This window comes from Corynebacterium sp. HMSC075F02, from assembly GCF_001838335.1.
Taxonomy (GTDB): domain Bacteria; phylum Actinomycetota; class Actinomycetes; order Mycobacteriales; family Mycobacteriaceae; genus Corynebacterium; species Corynebacterium jeikeium_D.
On the sequence record NZ_KV836311.1, the window covers coordinates 1 to 22603 of the forward strand.

General features: G+C 57.7%; 17 protein-coding genes. 16 read left to right on the plus strand and 1 reads right to left on the minus strand.

Annotation, left to right across the window (positions count from 1 at the left end; translation table 11 throughout):
* Window positions 1-88: 88 nt before the first annotated feature.
* Complete coding sequence (locus HMPREF2920_RS04610; RefSeq protein WP_168157917.1) at window positions 89-970, minus strand: tyrosine-protein phosphatase; 882 nt, start codon at window positions 968-970, stop codon at window positions 89-91.
* 470 nt (window positions 971-1440) lie between these two features.
* Between HMPREF2920_RS04610 and HMPREF2920_RS04615 the strand changes: the two genes are divergently transcribed.
* The 16 genes from HMPREF2920_RS04615 (at window position 1441) to HMPREF2920_RS04690 (ending at window position 22566) form a co-directional block, all read left to right on the plus strand.
* Entirely contained in the window at window positions 1441-2448 is a 1008-nt protein-coding gene (locus HMPREF2920_RS04615; protein WP_070601401.1) for a siderophore ABC transporter substrate-binding protein, read from the plus strand.
* A gap of 39 nt (window positions 2449-2487) precedes the next feature.
* Entirely contained in the window at window positions 2488-3435 is a 948-nt protein-coding gene (locus HMPREF2920_RS04620; RefSeq protein WP_070437363.1) for an ABC transporter permease, read from the plus strand.
* Window positions 3428-4471, plus strand: coding sequence for an iron chelate uptake ABC transporter family permease subunit (locus HMPREF2920_RS04625; RefSeq protein WP_053087318.1), 1044 nt, complete (start codon window positions 3428-3430; stop codon window positions 4469-4471). The genes HMPREF2920_RS04620 and HMPREF2920_RS04625 overlap by 8 nt, the downstream gene beginning before the upstream one ends.
* Window positions 4468-5226 (plus strand): iron ABC transporter ATP-binding protein, encoded by a 759-nt coding sequence (locus HMPREF2920_RS04630; protein WP_070601403.1) that lies wholly within the window; start codon window positions 4468-4470, stop codon window positions 5224-5226. Before HMPREF2920_RS04625 ends, HMPREF2920_RS04630 begins: the two co-directional genes overlap by 4 nt.
* 44 nt (window positions 5227-5270) lie before the next feature.
* The gene (locus tag HMPREF2920_RS04635) at window positions 5271-6167 is read left to right on the plus strand and encodes an RNase H family protein (protein WP_070854051.1); all 897 of its coding nucleotides are present in this window, start codon (window positions 5271-5273) and stop codon (window positions 6165-6167) included.
* Between the two features lie 94 nt (window positions 6168-6261).
* Window positions 6262-7419 (plus strand): hypothetical protein, encoded by a 1158-nt coding sequence (locus HMPREF2920_RS04640; protein ID WP_370548640.1) that lies wholly within the window; start codon window positions 6262-6264, stop codon window positions 7417-7419.
* Window positions 7420-7539: 120 nt separating this feature from the next.
* On the plus strand, window positions 7540-8580 hold the full coding sequence (locus HMPREF2920_RS04645) for an HAD-IIA family hydrolase (RefSeq protein ID WP_070601405.1): 1041 nt from the start codon (window positions 7540-7542) through the stop codon (window positions 8578-8580).
* A 6-nt stretch (window positions 8581-8586) separates the two neighbouring features.
* Entirely contained in the window at window positions 8587-8838 is a 252-nt protein-coding gene (locus HMPREF2920_RS04650) for a hypothetical protein (protein ID WP_070601406.1), read from the plus strand.
* A 5-nt stretch (window positions 8839-8843) separates the two neighbouring features.
* On the plus strand, window positions 8844-9683 hold the full coding sequence (locus HMPREF2920_RS04655) for a TlyA family RNA methyltransferase (RefSeq protein ID WP_070601574.1): 840 nt from the start codon (window positions 8844-8846) through the stop codon (window positions 9681-9683).
* On the plus strand, window positions 9676-10674 hold the full coding sequence (locus tag HMPREF2920_RS04660) for an NAD kinase (protein WP_141764315.1): 999 nt from the start codon (window positions 9676-9678) through the stop codon (window positions 10672-10674). The genes HMPREF2920_RS04655 and HMPREF2920_RS04660 overlap by 8 nt, the downstream gene beginning before the upstream one ends.
* A gap of 58 nt (window positions 10675-10732) precedes the next feature.
* Complete coding sequence (gene recN / locus HMPREF2920_RS04665; protein ID WP_070854052.1) at window positions 10733-12472, plus strand: DNA repair protein RecN; 1740 nt, start codon at window positions 10733-10735, stop codon at window positions 12470-12472.
* 25 nt (window positions 12473-12497) lie between these two features.
* Entirely contained in the window at window positions 12498-13682 is a 1185-nt protein-coding gene (gene steA / locus HMPREF2920_RS04670) for a putative cytokinetic ring protein SteA (protein WP_070854053.1), read from the plus strand.
* A 90-nt stretch (window positions 13683-13772) separates the two neighbouring features.
* A complete protein-coding gene (locus HMPREF2920_RS04675; RefSeq protein ID WP_049171632.1) occupies window positions 13773-14681 on the plus strand; it encodes a copper transporter in 909 nt (302 codons plus the stop codon).
* A 7-nt stretch (window positions 14682-14688) separates the two neighbouring features.
* Window positions 14689-17646 (plus strand): SNF2-related protein, encoded by a 2958-nt coding sequence (locus HMPREF2920_RS04680; protein ID WP_083301587.1) that lies wholly within the window; start codon window positions 14689-14691, stop codon window positions 17644-17646.
* Between the two features lie 24 nt (window positions 17647-17670).
* Window positions 17671-19620, plus strand: coding sequence for a site-specific DNA-methyltransferase (locus HMPREF2920_RS04685; RefSeq protein WP_049171627.1), 1950 nt, complete (start codon window positions 17671-17673; stop codon window positions 19618-19620).
* Window positions 19621-19629: 9 nt separating this feature from the next.
* A complete protein-coding gene (locus tag HMPREF2920_RS04690; RefSeq protein WP_049171624.1) occupies window positions 19630-22566 on the plus strand; it encodes a restriction endonuclease in 2937 nt (978 codons plus the stop codon).
* Window positions 22567-22603: the final 37 nt, after the last annotated feature.

Here is a 22603-nt window from a genome sequence, read left to right on the forward strand (position 1 = left end):
CCTTGTGTGGGGTTGGGTGCTGCGGCCCACTTTTTGTTACCCACGAGTAAACAACATTCAACGACGGTTGTTGTGGTAAGGCGTGGCTCTATACCAGATACTTCTGGCGCAATTGGTTGATGTCAGCGTCGGAAAGCCCGATGCCTTGTCGGACGAAGTTGTCGAAAGTACCGTAGTTCTCTTCGATAGCGTCCCACGACATCTTGAGCCACTTTTTGTCTACCGCGTCTTCACGATTGAGGTAAGCGTTGCTGGCAAGGAAGTCCTGCTCGATTGCTTCGTAACTAACTCCCAAGATGGCCAAGAGGAACGCGGCACCGAGGCCGGTTCGGTCTTTGCCAGCACTGCAGTGGAAAACGACGGCGCCGTCTTCATATGCGAGTGCTTGGAGAAGATCCTTCCAAGCGGTTCGCGGTGCTTCTCCGGTAATCATCAATTCATAGCCGAGCAGTTGGCCGAAGTATTTCACTTCATCGTCGAAAATCTCTGCATCACGCGCTTTGATGCTGTCTCCCGCTGCTTCGTAGAACTCGGGCGCGTGGCCGTAAAGCTGCTCGCCAGTAGTTGCGACAGGACTCTTCACGAAGCCTAAGCCATTGCGAACATCGATGATGTCCGCTACCTGGTAAGTCACGCCGTCGGGCAAGACGTCTGGGCCTTCGCTGCGCTCTTTAATGTTTCGCAAATCGACGACGCGTGTCACGCCTGCCTGCGTCATGCGGGCAAGATCTTCGTCGCTTGGCTCCCGTAAGGCGTTTGACCTGTATGCGAGGCCTTGGCGGATGCGGCGACCGTCCTCGGTCGTGATTAGGTTGGCGCTACTGCCCGCTACATCGCGGAAGTTGCTGAGTGAGGATAGTGAGCCGGACTCGATAGGGGTTGGAGATCCGGTTGGTGCCGTGGCGGTAGTAGTCTGGCCGGCGTCCTGTGTTTCGGTCGCGCTAATCCCTGGTGTGACTGCATTAAACAACGCGGTGTTAGGGCTAGCTAACGCGGGTGATGGGGCAATAGTGCCGAGTGGTAGAAGAAGGGCCGCGGTTAGGGCAGAGACTTTAGCGCGATGATTCGCGCGGCTTAGGTTAGTTGGATTCACGGGTATTGAGGTTAGTGTGCTTCAGGTTTTCGGCAACTTATAAGAAAAGCTCTTTCTCGCATAGCCCCGCCGGCGCAATAAGGTCCTTTGGAACGCGGTAAGAACGTAACGGGGGTACCTGGCTGCACTACTCGGAAAATGCCCGCTACCAGCACAAATTAGCCAACGCTAAGCCAAGTTCGAAATATGCCCTAAATATTGCGTAATTTCATAACGTATTTACTTGTTAAATAGGGAACCCTAAGCTAATGTTTCACAGGTAATGATTACCTAAGTAAGTGATTGGGTAACGGCGTCTAAGTGGCGTTTGTTTAACAATCCTACTGTGACCGAAGGGATGCCTTTAAGTGGCGCGTTCTAACTCCGGCCGTATTCGCAATATCGTAGTTGCATCTGTTGCGAGCCTTGGACTTGTTCTTGGTGCTTGTTCTACTGATGCCGGTAACGAGGATAAGTATGCAGCTGCAGGCAACGAGTCTACTATTACCGTTACTGATAATCATGGTGAGCAGACCGTACCTGCCGAGATTGACTCTGTTGTGGCCACGGATAACCGTTCCTTCGAGATGCTCGATCAGTGGGGTATTAAGCTGGCTGCAGCTCCTAAACCGATTATCCCGTTCACGGTTTCCGACTACAAGGACAATCCTGACGTTCAGGACATCGGCAATCACCGCGAGCCGAATCTCGAAATTGTTGCTGCTGCTGACCCGGACCTGATTGTGAACGGTCAGCGTTTCGGCAAGTACTACGATGACCTGAAGAAGCTCGCTCCGAACTCCGCGATTGTGGAGTTTGAGCCGCGCGAGGGCAAGCCGCTGGACGAGGAGCTCAAGCGGCACGCTAAGGGCCTGGGCGCCATCTTCGGTAAGGAGAAGGAAGCCGATCAGCTCATCGCAGACTTTGACAAGGCTCTGGAGCGCGCTCGCAAGGCTTACAACCCGGACGTGAAGGTCATGGCGCTGAACTCGTCGGGCGGCACCCTCGGTTACATTGCTCCGACTGTTGGTCGTACCTTCGGCCCGCTGTTCGACCTGATTGGCATGAAGCCGGCGCTGGAGGTCGACAAGGCCAGCGATGACCACCAGGGTGATGAGATTTCCGCCGAGTCCATCGCTGAGGCAAACCCGGACTTCATCATGGTGCTTGACCGCGATGCTGGCACCTCTGTCCGCGGTACCGATGAGTACCGTTCGGCACAGTCTGTGGTCGAGGAAGCCGCTCCGCTGAAGAACGTGAAGGCAGTCAAGGAGGGCAAGATCTACTACGCCCCAGAGGACACTTACACCAACGAGTCCATCATCACGTACACGGAGATTCTGAACGGGCTTGCCGACGCCTTCGAGCAGGCCTAATAGTTCCCTGACCAGTCACAGGAGTACCTCACCAACTCTATGCAGAAGTTACTGGATTCCCGACTAGCCATCGGGATTGCCTTTGTGGCAGTCCTGGTGGCTATGTCGCTGTTTGTAGGCCAATACGACATCCTGGGCGCCGACGACGGCTGGGAGATGTTCGCCACTACGCGTATACCGCGCACCATTGCACTAGTGCTCTCGGGTGCCGCGATGGCGATGTGTGGCTTGGTCATGCAGCTACTTACGCGCAACAAGTTTGTCGAACCCACCACCACGGGAACCACGGAGTGGGCTGGTCTCGGCCTGATTTTCGTGATGTATTTCTTTCCTTCGGCCTCGATGCTTGGCCGGATGGGCGGGGCAATCATCTTCGCTTTCATCGGCACGGCAGTGTTCTTCCTGTTCTTGCGCCGTGTCGCTTTGAAGTCAAGTCTGGTTGTGCCCATCGTGGGCATCATGTTGGGTGCGGTAGTCAGTTCGATTTCGACTTTCTTTGCGTTGCAGACGGACATGCTGCAGTCGCTAGGCGTGTGGTTCGCAGGCTCTTTTACTGCCATTTATAAAGGGCAGTACGAATTCCTGTGGCTGGTCGTCATCGTGGTTGCAATCGTCTTCGTATTCAGCGATCGGTTAACGGTTGCGGGGCTTGGTGAGGACATTGCCACCAACGTCGGTCTGAACTACAAGCGAATCGTGTTCCTGGGAACGGGGCTGATCGCAATCGCAACAGGTTTGGTCACCGTCGTGGTGGGCAACCTGCCGTTCCTGGGTCTCATCGTCCCGAATATCGTCTCCATGTTCCGTGGCGATGATCTGCGCTCTAATCTGCCATGGGTGTGCCTGGTGGGAATTGGCACCGTGACGATTGCGGACCTGATTGGCCGCGTCATTATCGCCCCGTTCGAGATTCCGGTATCGGTGATTCTCGGCATCCTGGGTGCTGCCATCTTCGTCTATCTGATTGTGGAGCGGCGTCGTGCTTAATCTCAGTTCAACTCACACGGTGGCCGACCAGGCCGGGCCGCAAACGACGTCGTTTAGCACGGCCGCCGCGGCGCGCAGGTACTGGATTATCATTGCTGCGCTGGCGGGCCTGGCGGTGTTGTTTACGGCGGGCCTGCTTGCGTGGGACAACCCGTTGCCGTTCGGTACGGATGGTTTTTGGCTGATTGCGCGCCGGCGTCTTGATGCCGTAATTGCCATGATCGTGGTTGCCTGCTGCCATGCCGTCGCGACAGTGGCGTTCCAGTCGATTGCGAATAACCGAATTATTACGCCGTCGATTATGGGGTTTGAAGCGCTGTACGTGGCTATCAGTACCGCTGCGGTGTACTTCTTCGGGGCGACGGGTCTGATGAATGCCGGCTCGGTTGGGGCGTTTGTGCTGCAGCTCGTGCTGATGGTGGGGCTGTCGCTGGTGCTGTATGCGTGGCTGTTGACTGGGCAGGGCGCGGATATGCACAGCATGCTGCTGGTGGGCATTGTTATCGGTGGCGGGCTGGGCTCGGTATCGACATTTATGCAGCGCATGCTGACGCCTTCGGATTTTGACCTGCTGACGGCGCGGCTGTTCGGCTCTGTCAACAACGCGGACCCGGAGTTTTTCCCGGTGGCGATCCCGCTGGTGATCGCGGCAATCGTGGTGATTGCGCTGCATTCGCGGGCCCTCAATGTCATGTCGTTGGGGCGTGAAGTCGCGACGAATCTGGGCGTGAATTACCAGGTTCGGTCCATCACCGTGCTGGTTGCGGTGTCCGTGCTGATGGCAGTATCGACGGCTATGGTCGGCCCGATGACATTCCTCGGCTTCCTGGTCGCGACCATTGCGTACCAGGCTGCGGATACCTATGACCATCGTTTTGTGCTGCCGATGGCGGCGCTAATCGGCTACGTCACGCTGGCCAGTGCGTATTTCATCCTCAATCACGTTTTCTATGCCCAGGGCGTGGTGTCCATCATCATCGAGCTGGTTGGCGGTTCGATCTTCCTCTACGTCGTTTTGAAGAAGGGACGGCTATGATTCTCCTCGACAGTGTAAGCAAGAGCTATACCAGCGAGGTGTCAATTGGCCCCGTTGACCTGGAAATTCCAACCAACGCAATCACAGCGCTGATTGGTCCGAACGGTGCGGGCAAGTCCACGCTCTTGACTATGATTGGCCGCCTCCTTGCCGTCGATTCTGGTGACATCAACGTCGGTCCATACAACGTGGGCAAGACCAAGTCGAAGGATCTGGCGAAGGTGCTGTCGATTCTGCGCCAGGACAACCACTTCGTCACGCGTCTCACCGTGCGCCAGCTGGTCAGTTTCGGCCGCTTCCCGTACAGCCAGGGGCGCCTGACCGCTGAGGACGAGCGCATCATCTCCCAGTACATCGAGTTCCTCAATCTTGAGGCGCTCCAGGGCCGCTACCTCGACGAGCTCTCCGGTGGGCAGCGTCAGCGCGCGTATGTCGCAATGGTGCTCTGTCAGGAGACGGATTACGTGCTTCTCGACGAGCCGTTGAACAATCTGGATATTTCTCACTCGGTCGACATCATGTCGTACCTGCGCACTGCAGTGCGCGAGTTGGGTCGCACCATGGTGGTGGTGTTGCATGACATCAATTTCGCGGCTCGCTACGCCGATTACATCTGTGCGGTCAAAGACGGCCAGATTGTAGAGCACGGCCCAACCGCAGAGCTGATGCGTTCGGAGGTTCTGAGCCCGATCTTCAACACTCAGATTGACATCGTCCAGGGCCCGCACGGCCCGGTCGCCTGCTACGGCTCTTAAGGCAATTCCTGGCCGGCCCCACGCAGCCGATACAATCTAGCCTCATGACTATTACTGCTGCCGTTGACGGTTCCGCCCTGCACAACCCCGGACCTGCCGGGTGGTGCTGGTATATCGACGACAGCTGCTGGGCCGCCGGCGGATGGAAAGAGGGAACCAATAACCGCGGGGAGCTCACCGCTCTTGCCGAGCTGCTCCGCGCCACCGCGCACATCCCTGACGAGCCGCTTTTCGTACTGTGTGATTCGCAGTATGTGATTAACTCCGTCACTAAGTGGATGCCGGGATGGAAGCGCAAGGGGTGGAAGAAGTGCGACGGGAAACCTGTCCTCAACGTCGACATTTTGCAGGACATCGACCAGCTGCTCGTTGGCCGCAATATTCACCTCGAGTGGGTTAAGGGGCACTCCGGCCACGACATGAACGAGGCCGCTGATCAGCGCGCCCGCGCCGCCGCCACCGCGTATCAGAAGGGCACCGCCGTACCCGAGGGGCCAGGGTTCGCTGGCGCGGGTAGTCGCGCGCAGACGAATGCAGCGCCGACAAAAACTACGTCCGCCGCGCCTAGTTCCGAGCCCAAGACGCCCAAGGCCGCAACCTTCGAGCAGGAAGGCCTCTTTGACCTCGCCGTCGACACCACCGTGACGCCGGAGGACGCCGCCAAGGAAGCGCTCACCGTTTTCCGCCGCGCCGCACATCGCGCTGAGCAGGGTAATACCCGCGCACTCAAGGCATTGCTTAACGACGCCCTGGGCGCCAACCTCGCCGTGCCAGACGGGCTTTCGGATGCCGAGTATGAGCTCCGCGTCGAGGGAACCACCGCCACCGCGCAGTTCACCACCGACGACTGGGTTGGCCTAGCTGTCTGGGATTTGTCCCAGGCAGTGGGGAAGGCCACAGGCTCCGCACGTTTGCTGGGCTGGAATGTGGGCAGGTCTTAGCAGTAGTATGAAAGTTTGGTCTTTTAGGTAGACCACCAGGCAATCCGGGGTTACTGGTAGCCTGAAAACACATAAATTCTTTTACTCATTACATATAAGGAGCTCCGACTTCATGGCTGAGCACGAAGGTCCTCGTTCCGGCGAAGGCCGAGGAAATCGCGGAAACCGCGGGTCTAACCGTTCCCATGGTCGTGGCGAGGGCGGCTTTAACGGGCGCAACCGCAACGATCGTCGTGGACAGGGTGGTGGCCCAGGTGGTCGTGGCCGTGGTGGTCACGGTGGTCATGGCGGTAACCGCGATTCCCGTGGTTCGCGGGGCTTCCGTCGTGATGATCGCGATGATCGTGACTTTAACCGCGGCGACCACAATGAGCGCGGTGGCCGTGGCGGTCGTGGTTACAATCGCGATGACCGCAATGATCGTCGCGGCCCGGGCGGGCGCGGTGGCCAGGGAGGTCGCAACTTCGACCGTCGTGGTGGCAAGCCACGTCGCTCCAACCGTGGTGGCCGCTTCCAGGATGAGAAGCGTACGCACCGCACCGGCCCGCAGCGCCCAGGCTTCCGCGAGGAGCGCATTGAGGCCCGTAAGAACGAGCCGAAGCTGCCAGATGACATTCGCGCAGACGAGCTCGACCCGAGCGTGCGCCAGGATCTGAAGAGCCTGGCTAAGGACAACGCCGACAAGGTTGCTCGTCACATGATTATGTCCGCAATCCTGATGGCTGAAGACCCGCAGCGTGCCCTGGAGCACGCCCGCGCAGCGAAGGACCGCGCTGGTCGCGTCGGTGTCGTTCGTGAGACCGCTGGTGTTGCCGCTTACCACGCAGGTGAGTGGAAGGAAGCTTTGGCGGAGCTGCGTGCGGCTCGCCGCATCTCCGGTGGCCCGGGCATGCTCGCGGTCATGGCGGACTGTGAGCGCGGCCTCGGCCGCCCAGAGAAGGCCATCGAGCTGGCTCGCTCCGAGGAAGCCAAGCAGCTGGACAACGAGTCCAAGACTGAGCTGGCTATCGTCGCCGCCGGTGCTCGCCGAGATATGGGCCAGATCGATGAGGCTCTGGTTGAGCTGGAGACCCAGGATCTGAACCCGGACCGCGAGGACTTCGAAGCAGCTCGTCTGTTCTACGCCTACGCTGATGCGCTGGTGGAGGCCGGTCGTAAAGATGATGCCAAGGTGTGGTTTACCCGCTGCGCCAAGATCGATGTGGACCAGATGCTCGATGCTCGTGAGCGCATCGAAGAGCTGAGCAAGTAATCAGCCCAGCTGCCGGCTCGCAACATCAGCCACCGCTAACGCACCGCTGGCGCAATCGGGCTGCGCATCTACAATTCGTCGTAAAGCGTTCCTATTTCGTAAAAGGAGAAATGAACCCCCATGGCTTCTGTCGCTTCTTCCTATGATGCCGCTCTGCTGGATCTGGATGGCACGATTTACGAGGGTGGCGCGGCGATTCCGAACGCGCTGGAGGGGCTGACTGAGGCGGCGCTGCCGATGGTGTTTATTACCAACAATGCCTCGCGCGCGCCGCAGACGGTGGCGGATCAGCTCAATGGGCTGGGCTATGACGTTCACGCGGACGATGTGATGACGTCGGCGCAGGCGGCCATTGAGATGGCGGCGGAGGTCATTGAGCCGGGCTCGAACGTTTTTGTGTTGGGTGCGGAGTCGTTTAAGCAGTTGGCTCGTGAGGCGGGGTACAACCTCGTGGATTCCGCTGATGACAACCCTGCGGCGGTGTTCCAGGGGCTCAACCGTGAGATGACGTGGAAGCAGATGTCGGAGGCGGCGCTGGCGGTGTCGCGAGGTGCGCGCTTCCTGGTGTCGAATTTGGATACGACGCTGCCGTCGGAGCGCGGTTTCCTGGTTGGTAATGGTTCGGTCGCTGCGGCGATTTCTACGACCACGGGCGTGGCGCCGCTGTCGGCGGGTAAGCCGAAGCCGCCGATGTTTATTAAGGCTGCGGAGCGTATGGGCGCGAAGAGTCCGCTGGCGATTGGGGATCGTCTGGATACCGACATCGCGGGTGGAAATGCTGCGAAGATGGACACGTTTATGGTGGTCACGGGCGTTTCCACGCATATGGATGTCGTCGCAGCGCCGCCCGAGCACCGTCCGACGCTCATCGGTGCTGACATGACCGCGCTGAACCGTGAGCTGGATCAGGCACGCCCGGCTCCGCAGGCTGGTTTCACCGCGCGTTACGACGACGCGGAGGCCGGTGTCATCGTTCTTTCTGGCGGTGACACGGAGGATCCTCGGTTGGCGAACCCAGCGGAGGCCGCGGTGGCGGCTCTGCTGACGGTCGTGGATATGGTGTGGAACTCTGAGGCTGGTCGTGCTGGCACAGTCGAGGTCACGCAGGTCCGCGCAGAGGGCCCGGCTGCTGCGGCGGCGCTGGCTGCCTGGCGGATGTGATAGCCGATGAGTGAGGTCGCACCGAAGCCAGGGCAGGGGCAGGAGTCTGGTCCCGTGCCGGGGCCGAAACCCGGCCCTGTACCTAGCCCGGCGGCAATGCCCGGTGCGCGCGAGGTAACTCCGGAGGATGTCCGCGAGCAGGTTGCGGCCGCACTGTCCGCACCTGCGCCGACGCCGCAGGAGAGAGTCGCGCAGTTCGAGCGGGCGCATGAGATTTTGTATGAGGCCCTGGGCTCGTCACGCAGGGAAGGAAAGTGAACGCGGTGGCAAAGAAAGCTCCTAAGCGCAGGCTCGATGCGGAGCTGGTGCGAAGGAAGATTGCTCGCTCCCGTGAGGCGGCAGTGGACATGATTAAGGCCGGCCGAGTGGAGGTCGGTGGATTTGTCGCCTCCAAGCCTGCGACTGCGGTGACAGGCGATGTGTCCATTCGCGTCAGTGGTCTGGAAGAAGACGAGAACTGGGCTTCGCGCGGTGCACACAAGCTGCTCGGCGCGCTGGAAGCTTTCGAGCCGCAGGGCCTGGACTTGAAGGGCCGGAAGGTGCTGGATGCCGGCGCCTCCACAGGCGGTTTCACCGATGTGTGCCTGCGCCGCGATGTCGATACCGTCTACGCCGTCGATGTCGGCTACGGTCAGCTGATTTGGCGCCTGCAGGATGACCCACGGGTGGTTGTGCTCGACCGAACCAACGTCCGCACGCTGACCCCGGAGATCCTCGGGGGCACGGCCGATGTCATGGTCGGCGACCTGTCGTTTATTTCTTTGAAGCTGGTCCTGCCCGCAATTGTCTCCTGCCTCGACGAAGGCGCTGACCTGTTACCAATGGTCAAGCCGCAGTTCGAGGTTGGCAAGGAGCGCCTTGGCTCCGGTGGTGTCGTGCGCAGCGATGCGCTGCGCCAGGAAGTTGTCCAGGAAGTCGCCGAATACGCCCGCACTCTGGGGCTGTCCTTCCGTGCGGCGGTGGCCAGCCCGCTGCCGGGTCCGAGTGGCAACGTGGAGTTCTTCCTGTGGCTGGTGAAAGACGGCGGCGCCAGCGATATTGGTGATGAGGCTATGGCTGCGGCCATCGCTAAGGCTGTTGAGGAGGGACCGCACAATGACTAGCTCACGGACTAGCTCAACGACCAGCTCACCGACCAGCGCGAAGACTCACTCACGGGATAGCAAGCCCAAGACCAGCGCCGGCAAGCGCGAGATTCTGCTGGTCCCGCACACCGGCCGTAGCGCCAACCTGGAAATGGCCGCTGAGGCTGCCGAGCTGCTTGAGGCCGCGGGTATCGACATCCGCGTGCTGGCTGGTAAGAACCCGGAGGCACTGGCCGCGCACCCAACGCTCGGTAAGTACCCGCGCTACTGGCATTCCCCGCAGGCGGCGTCGGGATGCGAACTCGTCCTCGTCCTCGGCGGCGACGGTACCTTCCTGCGTGCCGCTGACATTGCGCACTCGGCTGACCTGCCGGTGCTCGGTATCAACATGGGGCACGTGGGTTTTCTCGCCGAGTGGGAACAGGAGTCGATGACGGAGGCGATTAGTCGCGTCATCAAGCGTTCCTGGCGTATCGAAGACCGCATGACCATCCGCGCCACCGTCCGTGACACCACCGGCCGCGTAATCGGCTCTGGTTGGGCGCTGAACGAAGTCAGTATCGAAAACGTCAACCGCCGTGGCGTGCTGGATGTCATCTTGGAAGTCGATGGCCGTCCGGTGAGTTCCTACGGCTGCGATGGTGTACTGATTTCCACGCCGACCGGCTCCACCGCGTACGCCTTTTCCGCAGGAGGCCCCGTACTCTGGCCAGAGCTCGACGCCATGCTGGTCGTGCCCAACAACGCCCACGCGTTGTTCTCTCGCCCGCTGGTGATCTCCCCGCATTCGACCATTGCCATTGAGACCAACCACGACACCGCCGAGGCGGTCGCGGTGCTCGACGGCTTCCGCAACATCACCATGCCGCCGGGCAGCCGCATCGAAATCGAGCGCGGCGCGCAACCGGTGCGCTGGGTGCGTCTGGACGATCAGCCGTTCGCCGATCGTCTGGTGCACAAGTTCCGCTTGCCGACGTCCGGGTGGCGCGGCCCCGCCGAAGCCCAATAGCCCCTAAACACGGCAAACGAGACCCCAACTTCCAAGGGAAGGACTGATTGCAGGCGCCATGCTGACTGAGATTTCCATCCGCGACCTCGGCGTTATCCCGGACGCGACGCTTGAATTCAGCCCAGGCCTGACCGTACTGACAGGTGAAACCGGTGCGGGTAAGACCATGGTGGTCACCAGCCTCAAGTTGCTCTGTGGTGCGCGTGCCGACGCCGGCCGCGTGCGCACCGGCGCCGACAAAGCCTTGGTGGAAGGCCGCGTTTCCACCGAACACCTCTCGGAGGAAGAGTCAGCCACCATCGATGCTGTGGTTTCTGAGCTCGGCGGCGAGCGCGATGAGAATGACGAGTACCTGCTTGCTCGACAGGTCTCCGCGAAGGGCCGCTCCCGGGCGTGGGTTGGTGGCCGGAGTGCGTCGGCTGCTGCACTGGCGGATGTCTCCACCCGCCTGATTGCCATTCATGGCCAGAACGATCAGCTGCGTCTGCAAAGCGCCGATGAGCAGCGTGCGGCCATCGACCGCATGGATGCCGACACCATCGCACCAACGCTGGAAACTTACCGTCAGCAGCGCGCTCACTGGCGCTCCCTGGTCAAAGAACTGGAAGAGAAGACCTCCAAGCGCCGTGAGTTGGCCATGCGTGCCGACCAACTCAGCTTCGCCATCGAAGAAATCGACGCAGTCTCACCCGAGCCGGACGAAGACCAAGACCTGGCCTCGCAGATCCGCCGCATGCAGGACCTGGACGGCCTCCGCGATGCAGCAGCCGTGGCGCTGGCCGCCATCGACGGTGCCGCTGCCGTGAGCACGACTGGCACGGATGCCGCCACTGAGGACTCCGGTGCAGCTGAGCTCCTCGGCGCCGCCGCGAACGAGCTCGCCGCCGCAGACGACGAGGAACTCACCGAGTTTTCCAATCAGCTCAATGAGCTGACCAGCCAGCTCTCTGAGATCTCCGCTGGTCTCGGTGCGTTTCTCTCCGGCCTGCCGGAGGAAACCGAGTCCCTGGACAAGCTCATGCAGCGCCAGCAGGAGATCAAGAACCTGACCCGCAAGTACGCCCCGGACATCGCAGGTGTCTTGGCCTGGAGGGATAAGGCGGAGCGCAAGCTCGCCACGCTGGATGTCTCCGGCGAAGCCCTGGACAAACTCACAGCGGAGATCAAAACCGCAAAGAAGAAACTCGGCACCACCGCGCGGAAGCTCTCCAAGGCTCGTGCAAAAGCCGCAAAGCACCTGGAAGAGGCCGTGACCAAGGAACTCAAGGGCTTGGCCATGCCACATACCTCGCTGGTGGTGGAGATCACCAAGGCCGACACCTTTGGCCCCGCTGGTGTGGACAACATCGAGTTCAAGCTCCGCGCCCACGAAGGTGCCGAGCCGCGTCCACTGGCTTCTTCCGCATCCGGCGGTGAGCTTTCCCGTATCATGCTGGCATTGGAAGTTGTCCTCGCCGAAGGACAGGCCGGACACACGATGGTTTTCGATGAGGTCGATGCCGGTGTTGGTGGGCGCGCGGCTGTGGAGATTGGTAAGCGCCTGAAGCAGTTGGCGGTGAATAACCAGGTGATCGTCGTCACGCACTTGCCTCAGGTGGCGGCGTTTGCGGATACCCACTTGGTGGTCAGTAAGGATGCGCGCTCGGGTGCGGTGTCGTCGAAGGTGACGAGCCTGGGGGACGAGGAGCGGATTGACGAGCTCGCGCGGATGATGGCGGGCTTGGACGATTCGGACTCCGGACGTGCGCACGCGCAAGATCTTCTGGATCAAGCTCGGCGCGCCTTCGCGGCCAAGTAGCTGCACTTATGTTTCACTAAGTGCCATGAGTCTGTTCTCTCGGAACGAAAAAGATCTTCCTGGCATTTCGGGGACCGTGCGGGACGGTTCCCGCCTGGATCGTGCGCTGAAGCGTATGGGCGAAGGTGACATCGTGGTGATCGATGCGCCGGATATCTCGCGTCCACTGGCACAGCAGTTGATTGATGCCAAGGTCGCCGCAGTGGTGAACACCGGCGCGTTTACCACGGGTTTTGTGCCGAATTACGGCCCGCAGATGATGCGCGATGCCGACATTGCGATGGTGCAGAACGCCGGCGCCGAGGTCTTCGAGAAGCTCAAGGACGGCAAGAACGCAAGGCTTCACGACGGCAAGCTCTACCACGGTGACCGCCTGATTGGACAGGGCGACGAGGTCGACCAGGACGAGCTCGAGCGCGCCTTCGACGAGGGCCGCACCAGCATGGTCGACCGCCTGGAGGCGCTCTCCGGCAACTTGGTGGAGTTCGCCAAGACCGAGTCTCCGCTCTACATCGATGGCTTGGGCATTCCGGACGAGACAGAGCCACTGCACGGCCGCAAGGTCGTTGTGGTCAGCCCCGGTGAGGGACACCGCAAGACGCTGGAAGACTTGAAGAACTTCATTCGCGAGTACGAGCCGCTGCTCATCGGCGTCGATGCAGGTGCCGACACGCTCTTCGACCTGAAGTACGAGCCGGACTACATCATCGGCGACCCGGAGAACATCAACTCCGAGGCGCTGCGGTCCGCTGGTTGCGTGATTCTGCCTGCCGACCCGGATGGTCACGCGGTAGGCCTTGAGCGCATTCAGGACCTCGGCATTGGCGCCATGACATTCCCGGCGCTGTCCGATTCCGCCACTGACTTGGCGCTGGTCTTCGCCGCGCATCACGACGCCGACATGGTCGTCTCCGTCGGCGCCCCGCAGAACATCGACAGCATTTACCACGCTGAGAATCAAAGCGGTGTGCCGTCGGCGTTGCTGTCGCGTTTGAAGGTCGGCGAGAAGCTTGTCGACGGTCGCATGGTCGCCGACCTCTACCAGGTCAATAGCCGTGGTTTCGGTGTGGCCTGGGCAATCCTCGCTATCTTTGTCGCCGTTGCGGTGATCTTTGCTATCGCTGGTACCTCCGGTGATGGCTCTGTCAGCGAGAATCTGATTGATACCTGGAACTCCATTGCACTGTGGTTCCAGGGGCTTTTTAAGTAGTTTTAGCGGTATTCGAGCACTATGAGCGCCTAAAAGTTTTCGGCTGTCAGAGCTGATTGAGGCGTCGGCGAAAGGAAAAAGGGACGGGCGATGGCGAAGAAGCGCAGGAGCGGGAAGTTTACAGCCGGTGTGACAGGCGCTGCCCTCGGTGTTGCGGCAGGTGCTGCGCTGGGTGCTTATGTGCTGAACCCCGCTGGTGCTGGTATTGATTTCGGCACCGGTGCCGCCTCTGAGCGCGATGCCGCCGTCGCGCGTGCCGATGCACAGCAAGCGCGTGCCGATGAAGCCAACCGCATCATCGAGCCCATCGTCGGGGAGATTGTCAAGGACTCTTTGAAGGATGTACCGGTCATTGTTGTCGCCACGCCGGATGCCACGGATGAGCAGCTTGCAGGGGTTTCCGAGACCCTGCGCGCTGCTGGCGCTCCCGATGCGGGCGTGCTGAAACTGACCGATAAGTTCCTCTCTTCCGCTGGTGCGGATGAGTTGAAGGACACGGTTTCTACCTCGCTGCCGGCCGATGTGCAGCTGGATGCGGAGCGCCGTGAGCCGGGCCGCCAGGCTGGTCAGGCGTTGGCTCCGGTGTTGGAGCTGGATAAGGATGGGGGAGAGCGGGCTTCCGCTGCGGACAGAAAGCTGTTGCTGGAGGCCTTGAAGGGCGGCGGCTTCGTTGAGTATGACGAGGGGACTCTGCGTCCGGCTGCTGGCATTGTGATTGTTGGTAATCACGGCACTGTGTCACGCGCTGCGATTGATAAGGGCGAGGACCCGGAGTTCGGGGCTGGCCTGGTTGCCGATCTCGCTGTGGCACTGGCTGAGGGCTTCGGTGCTGGTGACGACGTGGCCGGTCATGTCGTGGTGGGGACTGACGGCTTCGGTAAGCGGGGCATCAGTGCCTTGCCTGATGAGCGCTGGGGCGCCGACCCTGCCGTGAAGCGTGTGGACGCTGTGTCGGATGCGGCGGGGCAGGTTGGGGTTGCGAGGGATCTTAAGGGGTAGAAGGGGCATGTCGAATCGAGCGGCAAGTGGCCCTAATCGACCTGCTTCATTTAGCGGAAGCATGAAGTCGCCAGGGATAAGCTTTGGCGAAAGTCTTTCCAACCATCAGGCAAAGTACTTCGCTCACGAGTTGGAGCGGAGCTACGCCAACGACCATGTTGGTAAGCTCGCTGGTTTGCTTTTCGACGCTCAGGTGGAGCCTAAGCCCCACCAGATTGAAGCAGCGTTGTTCGCGTTGAAGGGGAACACGACAAGAGGCGTCATACTGGCTGATGAAGTCGGCCTCGGTAAGACGATCGAGGCGGGTATTGTTATTACGCAGTATTGGGCAGAGCGTAAACGCCGAATCCTTATTATCGCACCCGCGAGTCTTCGCCAACAGTGGAAACAGGAGCTTTACGAGAAGTTTCTAATCCAATCCGAGTTGCTTGACTCGAAGTCCAAGGCCTCACTTTTGGCTAACAAGGAGCCTGGTCAAGTCCTGATTGCTTCCTACGAATTTGTTCAGCAGAACAAAGCTGACCTGATGCGCACTTGGGACTTGGTGGTTGCCGACGAAGCGCATCGTCTGCGCAATTTTTATAAAGGTAAGCAGCACGCCAAAGTAGCGCATTCGGTCGGTGAGGTTTTTGATGGCGCGAGCAAAGTAGTGCTGCTCACAGCAACCCCACTGCAGAATCGTCTTGAAGAGATCTACGGCCTTGTCTCGATTTTCGATCCGGAATACTTCAGGTCCATCGATGTCTTCCGCGAACGGTATGTGAAAACCGGAAGCACCGAATTTAGCCCCGATGACTTGGCGGAGCGCGTCGGCCAGTTGACCAAGCGCACCCTGCGCCGAGATGCGGAGAAGTACATCCGGTTCACCAAGCGCGACCCATTGACGGTGAAGTTCCAGCCTTCGCAGGCGGAACTGGATCTTTACGATTTGGTCAGTTCCTACCTACAGCGCGACACCCTGTATGCGTTCAATGATTCGCAGCGTGCACTGTCCTCGCAGGTGATGCGCAAGCGACTGGGGTCCTCGACGTACGCAGTAGGGATTACTCTTCGCAGAACCGCGAACCGGTTGGCGGAGGAACTGGCAGCTGGCCAACTCCAAAGTAAACGTAGGCCGCTGTTTGATTTCGACAGCGAAATGCTTGATGAAGAACAAGCAGCATATGAGGCCTTCGGAGACCTCGTTGAGCGGAACGAGGACTGGTCGGATCCAGCGGTCCGCAAGCAAGTACAACTGGAGATTGATGAGCTCAACGAATATGCATCACTAGCAGAATCCATTCACCAGAATCAGAAGTCGCTGAAACTAGGGGAGGCCATTGAGCGTGGTTTCTCACGCCTCCGCGAAATTGGGGCACCTGAAAAAGCCATCATCTTTACTGAGTACAGCGATACCCAAAGCTTCATCGCCGAGACGCTGCGACAAGCAGGCTACGGTGACGGGCTGGTGCTGTTCAACGGCCAAAACGACTCTCCTGAGGCGACTGCGATTTATCAAGAGTGGCTTGCAAAGAATGACGGTAGCGACGTCATTACCGGCAACCCGTCAGCGGATCGTCGAAAAGCTCTTGTTGATTACTTCCGCGATTCCGGCTCAATTATGATCGCTACGGAAGCAGCATCCGAAGGTATCAACCTGCAGTTTTGCTCGATGCTGATCAACTACGATTTGCCATGGAATCCGCAGCGAGTAGAACAACGTATCGGTCGCATTCACCGTTATGGCCAAAAGCACGACGTTGTAATCGTTAACTTCTTCAATGAGGGCAATGCCGCTGAGGCGCGCATTCTGGAGCTGCTGGAAAATAAGTTCCATCTCTTCGACAGCGTCTTTGGAGCAAGTGACGAAGTGCTGGGCCGCATTGAAAGCGGGTTCGATTTCGCTCAAGAGGTTGCAAAGATCTACGACAGCTACCGCACTGCTGAAGAGATCAATCAGGCGTTCAAAGAGCTGGAAGAAAAGTATGCGGACACGGTCAGTAAGGACATGGCCGAGGCAAAAGCTAAAGTTTTCGATAACTTTGACCCATCGGTTCGCGACCGCTTGAAGTCTTACGATGAGCAATCTGGTGAGGTACTCAACAAATTTGAGCAGCTGCTCCTACTGTTGACAATCAATCGCCTGCAGGACCTGGCTGCTTTCGAAGGTGATGGTCGTAACTTTGTTCTGAGAATGGCGCCATCGGTAGGTATTGCGACTGGCCGTTACCACTTCAAGTCCTCGCCGAGCGGTAATTCTAAGCAGTATCGCTATCACAGTGACCTGGCGAAGTACGTTATTGATAGTGCTATGACGGCAGCTACCCCGCGGCAGACGCTTGTCTTCGACATCAGTAAGTCTGACCGAGTCAGCTCTCGCATGAAGGAACTAGCTGGGCAGTCCGGTTCGCTGAGCGTTCGGGGTCTGACATTCAAGATGAGAGCAAACGACAGCGATATTTCCGAGAGCTACTTGCTCGCTGCAGGAATAACTGATTCCGACGAGGTACTGAACCAAGAAGATGCAGCAGAGATGATGGATCTGCGCGTCGTCGACTCATTGAATATAGCTGAGCCGCTGAATACCGATTTGTTTGCGGCAGTGATCGAGCGGCAGCGGGAGACTCTGGAAAAGGAAGTCCAACACCGCAACTCGAGCTACTACAACCAGCAAGAGGAATTGCTTGAGAGCCAGATTCTTGACCTCGACACAGAACGCAGGAAAGCCGTTCGTGAGCTTGAAAAGAAGCGGAAGGACCTGCGCAAGAAAGCTACTCAAGCCGACGACCCGATGGAGCAACTGAGGTTCAAGAAGAAGGCCAGAAATCTTGATGACGAGATTGATTTGATCGAGGACCAATATCGAAGAGAGAAGCGAAACTTGCGCGACAATGTCGACGAGTTGCTTGTTCTAATCAGGCAGTCGCTTCAAGGTAAAAGGTCTGAAAAAGAGCTGTTCACTATCCGGTGGCAAATCAAGGCGTAAACGAAGTTAGTTAAAGGGAAAACAATGAGCGAAGAGCGAGACATGATCAACGAAGTTCCTGGCAGCACCCCAGAGTTCCGAACGGAGCTGGCGGCGCAGCTCGCCGAATTGGCTCCGGAAGCGATTGCCGACGGCAAGATTGACGTGGAGAAACTCAAGGAGCTTCTCGAGGGCGACGCCTCAGACACCAGCGAACGTTTCGGCCTGTTCTGGCCAGGTAAGAAGCGCGCTATGCGCGCAGCGCAGACGCCGACGACTGCAACGCTTCGCCCGGATAAGGAAAACTCCAAAGACTGGGACACCACAAAGAACGTGTTCATCGAGGGCGATAACCTCGAAGTGCTGAAGATCCTGCAGAAGCACTACCACGGCAAAATCAAGATGATTTACATCGATCCGCCGTACAACACTGGCAAAGACTTCGTGTACCCCGACAATTACAAGGAGGGACTCGAGTCTTACCTCGAGTGGTCCAAGCAGCTCAACGAAGGCGGTAAGAAACTGTCGTCGAACTCAGAGTCCGAGGGCAGGTACCACTCCAACTGGCTCAACATGATGTATCCGAGGTTAAAGCTTGCTCGGAACCTTTTAACGAACGATGGCGTCATCTTCATTTCAATTGATGATCACGAAGTCGCACAACTTCGAAAGCTCCTCGACGAGATTTTTGGCGAATCCAATTTCATCGAAGGCTATATATGGGAAAGCAATTTCCGACCAGATAATTCTTCTCGAATAGAACGAGAAAATGCGCAACACGTTCTTTGCTACGCGCGCAATAAAGGCCATATTCAAGCTTTAGTAGGAACTGAGAAAGCAACAGATGGTCTGCCATCGCTAACAAAAAACTCCATGAAACGCTCTACGCTTTCTTTAGAGCCAGAATGGGTGGATTTACTCATACCCGATGGCCTTTATGCGCCGGGAGAAAAAGCTGGGGGGTACGTATTAGAAGATGCCCTATCTGTACAAAACGGCATCGCACAGAGTGCCTTCCGGATTACCGGAAGAGTCATTTGGTCACAAGCCTACCTTGAAGATCAAGTCAAGGATGGAACGAGAATCGTCATTAAGAGTGACGGATTTGTGCCATACTCTAAAAAAACTAAAACCGCCAGGTTGGCTCCTAATACCTTGATACCACGAGAAATCGCTGGAGATGTTCTTGCCGGAAATGCTGAAATTAAAAAACTGTTTGGTAAACAAGTTTTCAATCACCCGAAACCCACTACCTTGCTTAAGTATTTAATCCGGTCGGTTATGATTGATGCCCCTGATGGCATCGTCCTCGACTTCTTTGCTGGCTCGGGCTCAACTGCTCACGCAACGATGTCCTTAAACTCAGATGACTCTGGAAGTCGCAGCTGCATTTCGGTACAGCTTCCTGAACCGGTTCCTAATGGGTCAATCTCTGACAAAATGGGATTCAAAACTATTTCCGAGATATCCCGTGAACGTCTAGACCGGGCAGGATCAGTAATTACCAAATCGCTTGCCGGAGATACGAACTGCAGAGAAAATCTATTAGATACCGGTTTCCGGTCCTACAAGCTCGCGGACACCAACTTCACCAAGTGGCGTACCGACTCCGATACCGATGCGACTGAGCTCGAGCAGCACCTGTTGGATCTCCGTGAGAGCGCCGACGATAACGCCACCCCTGATGATCTTCTCACCGAAATCCTGCTCAAGCAGGGACACTCGTTGGTCGAGCAGATTCGCGACCGCGATATCGACGGCCTGCCGTATAAGGCGGTGGTCCGAGTCGATGACGAAGACGGCGAAGAAGACATCCTGGTGCTCGCGTACCTTGACGAACACACCAAGCCGACTCTGGCACAGCTTCGTGTGGCTATGGAGGTCAAGCCAGCCCAGCTCATAATGCTTGAGGACGCGTTCCAAGGCGACGACGAGCTGAAAACCAACTTGGCGCAAATCTGCAAGACCAATGGCATCGAGCTCTGGACGGCGTAGGGAACAAGCATGAAATTCAAGTTTGATGCCAAGCAGGAGTACCAGGTTCAGGCGATTGAATCAGTCACCGACCTGTTCGAAGGTCAGCCGAACGACGCCGGCGACCTTCTCACAACGTTCCGCACCGAACGAGTTCTTCCAGAGACAAGCAACCAGGCGCTCGACATAGATCTGAGTGAAGAGGTTGGGGCCGTCGGCAACAACTTTGTGCTGGATGAAGAAACTGTACTCGAGAATCTCAAGGTGGTACAGAACGAGCAAGGGATTGAACCTGCGAAAGAGCTTATTGACGGCCTCCAGTTCGACATCGAGATGGAGACCGGTACTGGTAAAACCTATGTGTACCTTCGCACGATTTTTGAGCTGGCGGAAAAGTACAACTTCACCAAATTCGTCATTCTCGTGCCCAGTGTTGCGATCCGCGAAGGCGTGAAGACAAGCATTGAGCTGATGCACGACCACTTCCGCCAGTTGTACCCCGCGTCGCCGTTTGACTACATGGTCTACAGCGGTAAGAACGCTGAGGAAGTGCAGTCCTTTGCGACATCGACGAGCATTCAGATCATGATCATGACGATTGGCTCTGTGCGCGGCCGCAGGAAAAACCTGATCATGAACCAAACCCGCGACAAGCTCAACGGACTGCGGCCGATTGACTTCCTGCGTGCGACACGACCAATTCTGATCATGGACGAGCCACAGAACATGGAGTCTGAGCTGTCCAAGACGGCTTTGGCCGGCATGGCCCCAGCGTTCATCCTTCGCTACAGTGCGACGCACCGCGAGACGCGAAACGTCACCTACCGCCTGGACCCGGTTGATGCGCATGAACTGAGGCTGGTCAAACAGATTGTTGTGGCGGAAGCGACGGAACATGGCGGCGACGCCAAGCCATACATCAAGCTACTTTCAATCGACGAGAAGACATTCCAAGCGAAAATGGAGCTTTTATGTCGAAAGAAAGATGGATCATTTGACCGCCGGGTCAAGACGGTGAAGCAGAACCAAGACCTCGAGAAGGTCACTGGTAACCCTGCTTACGGCAACAACTGGCGAATTAACGAGGTTAACATTGGGGAACCCGAGTTTATCGAGCTGACTAACCACGGAATTCTTCAAGTCGGAGAATCAATCGGTGGCAATGACGAGACCGTGCACCGTGAGATGATTCGTGAAACCATCCGCGAACATTTCCGCAAAGAGTCGCTGATGCGACATCTCGGTATCAAGGTGCTGAGCCTTTTCTTCGTGGATAAAGTGGCCAGCTATCTGGGCGACGGCTCCGACAACTCCACCGCCGACGGCAAGTTTGCCCAATGGTTCGACGAGCTCTTCATTGAGGAACGAGAACGATTCCCGAATTACAAAGAGCTGCTTCCACAAGATCCGATTGAGCTGCGGCGCGCGTACTTCTCACAGGTAAAAAAAGGAGTGTTTGGAGATACAAAAGGCGATGAAGCTAAGGATGATGACTCCTACGACCTGATTATGAAGGACAAGGCCCGCCTGCTGAGCGAAGACGAACCAGTGCGGTTCATCTTCTCCCACTCCGCGCTGCGTGAAGGCTGGGACAACCCGAACGTGTTCCAGATTTGCACTCTGCGTGAAATGGGTTCCGAGACCGAGCGCCGCCAAACAATCGGTCGAGGCCTGCGACTCCCCGTGAACCAGAACGGCGAACGTGTAGTGGACCGGTCCATTGCCCAACTCACCGTCGTCGCTAATGAGTCGTACCAAGAGTTCGCCTCGCACCTCCAAAAGGAATACACGAAGGCCGGCGTAGCGATTGGGTACATTCGCAAAGGAGACTTCGCCAAATTGCCGAAACCTGGTTCCGAAGAACAGCAGAACCTGGGGTACACCGCTTCTGTTGCAATCTGGGACCACCTGAGAGAACGTGGCTACCTCAACAAAGATGGCTTCGTCACCGAATCCTTCACCCCGGACGCCGATGACTTCACCCTTGGCTTGGCAGCAGAATACAGTCCGGTGGAACAGGCGATTATCGAAGTACTGCGACGTGCGAATATTGAGCATTACGTAAAACCGAAGCGTGCTCGAACGACGCGCAAGCTGAACAAGCAGCTGTACTTCCAATCACGCGAGTTTGAAGAGTTTTGGGAGAAGATCAGCCAACGTACGACCTATAGCGTCTCAGTTGATCGCGATGTACTAATCAAGAACGCCGTACAGAAGATCAAGAAAGCTGAAGAGATCGAACCCCTTCGAATCGAAGTGAAGAAAGCCAGACTGACTGTTGCTCGCGGTGGTACCAAGGGCTCCGAGACCAGCCGCCGCACCGCCGAACTGCGAGGCGGATACAAGCTGCCGGACATCGTGTCCGAGCTCCAAGAAGCAACATCGCTGACCCGAAAAACGATCATCGATATCCTCATCCAGAGTGACCGGCTTGACGAGTTCATCGCCAACCCAAACGACTACATCAAGATGGTCAAAGGCATCATTGAGGCCGAACTCGCCGCCATTGTCACAGAGGGTGTGCAATACGAAAAGATCGGCGGCAGCGTGTACTCGCTCACCGAACTTCAGCAAGACGGCATCGAAGAAAAGCAGTACTTCCTGGACAACTTGTACAAGGTCAAAAACCGCGAGAAAACCGACTACGATTTCGTCGTCTACGACTCGGAAGCCGAGCGCCGGTTCGCCGAGCTCCTCGACGACCGCGAGGACATCAAACTGTTCCTGAAACTACCGCCGAAGTTCAAGATTGATACCCCGGTCGGGCCATACAACCCCGACTGGGCAATCGTGAAACAGGTAGACGGAAAAGACAAGCTGTACATGATCCGCGAAACAAAGAGCACGATGATCGAGCATCTCCTGCGTACAACCGAGCAAGCCAAGATTGATGCCGCTCACGAGCATTTCAAGACAATCGGTGTTGACTACGCGAAGGCGTCTCCGGCGAATTGGAACCTTGATTAACGAGGGGGCGACAGATGATGCATATGAATTCGGTTAT

Coding starts and splice junctions, on each gene's coding strand:
- HMPREF2920_RS04675 (WP_049171632.1), top strand. CDS start 13,773: ATGGCGAAGAAGCGCAGGAGCGGGAAGTTTACAGCCGGTGTGACAGGC.
- HMPREF2920_RS04660 (WP_141764315.1), top strand. CDS start 9,676: ATGACTAGCTCACGGACTAGCTCAACGACCAGCTCACCGACCAGCGCG.
- HMPREF2920_RS04690 (WP_049171624.1), top strand. CDS start 19,630: ATGAAATTCAAGTTTGATGCCAAGCAGGAGTACCAGGTTCAGGCGATT.
- HMPREF2920_RS04630 (WP_070601403.1), top strand. CDS start 4,468: ATGATTCTCCTCGACAGTGTAAGCAAGAGCTATACCAGCGAGGTGTCA.
- HMPREF2920_RS04650 (WP_070601406.1), top strand. CDS start 8,587: ATGAGTGAGGTCGCACCGAAGCCAGGGCAGGGGCAGGAGTCTGGTCCC.
- HMPREF2920_RS04685 (WP_049171627.1), top strand. CDS start 17,671: ATGAGCGAAGAGCGAGACATGATCAACGAAGTTCCTGGCAGCACCCCA.
- steA (WP_070854053.1), top strand. CDS start 12,498: ATGAGTCTGTTCTCTCGGAACGAAAAAGATCTTCCTGGCATTTCGGGG.
- HMPREF2920_RS04635 (WP_070854051.1), top strand. CDS start 5,271: ATGACTATTACTGCTGCCGTTGACGGTTCCGCCCTGCACAACCCCGGA.
- HMPREF2920_RS04680 (WP_083301587.1), top strand. CDS start 14,689: ATGTCGAATCGAGCGGCAAGTGGCCCTAATCGACCTGCTTCATTTAGC.
- HMPREF2920_RS04645 (WP_070601405.1), top strand. CDS start 7,540: ATGGCTTCTGTCGCTTCTTCCTATGATGCCGCTCTGCTGGATCTGGAT.
- HMPREF2920_RS04620 (WP_070437363.1), top strand. CDS start 2,488: ATGCAGAAGTTACTGGATTCCCGACTAGCCATCGGGATTGCCTTTGTG.
- recN (WP_070854052.1), top strand. CDS start 10,733: ATGCTGACTGAGATTTCCATCCGCGACCTCGGCGTTATCCCGGACGCG.